Annotated in this window: 1 protein-coding gene; it reads left to right on the top strand. The window is 38.0% G+C overall.

Going from position 1 to position 1,596, the window contains the following annotated elements; translation table 11 throughout:
• Positions 1 to 140: 140 nt before the first annotated feature.
• Positions 141 to 1,596 (top strand): PKD domain-containing protein (locus B8977_RS14940; RefSeq protein ID WP_084019075.1); only part of this gene is annotated, 1,456 nt, incomplete at its 3' end.

The following is a 1,596-nucleotide window of genomic DNA, read 5'->3' as shown; positions in this document are numbered from 1 at the left end:
GTGAATATTTTGTTTCAGATTTAATTTTTGAGTTCAGATAATTAAGATCGAATATTCACTTTCCCGGCAGGATTTTATCCTGTCGGGATTTTATGAAAAAATGAGATTGTTAGTTTTCACCACATACACACACTTTATACATGAGAAACATATACAAAATCATATTCATCCTCCTTTCATTTGGGCTTCAAGCACAATTGCAAACCGCCCATTGGTATTTTGGGCAAAATGCAGGATTGGATTTTTCTTCGGGTTCTCCAGTCGCTGTAACTGACGGGCAAATCAATACAGTAGAAGGTTCCACCACTTATTCTGACAACGATGGCAATTTAATTTTTTATACCGATGGCCAGACCGTTTATAATAGAAATCATTCCATCATGGTTGGCGGAACAGGTTTGATGGGGCATGAATCCAGTACGCAGTCGGCAATCATTATTCCAAAACCTGATTCACCCGATATTTACTACATTTTCACGATTTGGAATTCCAATGGCTTGCGTTACAATGTAGTAGATATGTCACAAGATGGAGGAAATGGAGCCGTCATAGAAAAAAATACTTTTTTAATGTCTTTGACGGGTATGGGCGGATCAGAAAAACTTACGGCAGCAACGATAGCGGGTTGTTCAGGATATTGGGTTTTAACTCATTTTATAGGCAGCTTTTATGCTTTTTCCGTAACTTCTGCAGGCGTGAGTTTACAGCCTGTAATTTCAACAATAGGTATTCAAAGTTATTTCCCGATACAAGGAGCAGGTCATATTAAGTTATCTCCAAATGGAAAAAAGCTTGCTGTTGCACATAGAGATTTTTATAATAATGTTGGAGGTTTAGGGTTGTATGATTTTGATAATTCTAGTGGAACAGTAAGCAATGAACAGTTAATTTATACACCAAATCAAGCCAATAAAAGAAGGTATTATGGTGTGGAATTCTCTCCGGATAACAATGTTTTGTACGCCACTTGCGAAGCAGACAATACAAGCGGAACCAAGAATTTACTAGAACAATATGATTTAACCAATATTTCAATTGTGAACTCCCGATACATCATTGATTCTTGGGATGGAGTTGTGTCCGGCGCTTTGCAATTAGGCTTGAACAATAAAATTTACCATGTTCGATGGAGCGAATATCTGGCTGTAATCAACAACCCAAATGAGGTTTATAATAATGGAACAGGCGCTCATCCTGATTATGTTATAAATGGCGTCTATTTAGCTGGAAGAAGCTCAACACATGGGCTTCCGCCATTCATTACTTCCTTGTTTTATGCAGGAATTATGATTAATGGAATAAATAATTTAGGAGAATATTGCAAGCAGGAATTAAACTTCACTTACTGCCACAACGGGGGTGAAATAGATAGCATTCTTTGGGACTTTGGAGACGGGACCACATCAAGTTTAGAAAACCCTGTACACACTTATGAGCCTGGAACCTATACACTAAAGTTGCAATTAACCATTGGCGGAATCCCTTATACCACCGAAGAAATAATCACGATCCATCCCTTACCGGTTGCTTTTGATGCTGAGTTGGAAGAATGTTTGGATTTTTCAGGAAATGCCGAGTTTGATTTAACTGAGTCCT

The organism is Moheibacter sediminis (assembly GCF_900176425.1).
GTDB classification, from domain to species: Bacteria; Bacteroidota; Bacteroidia; order Flavobacteriales; family Weeksellaceae; genus Moheibacter; species Moheibacter sediminis.
This window is presented reverse-complemented; position numbering and strand designations above follow the sequence as displayed.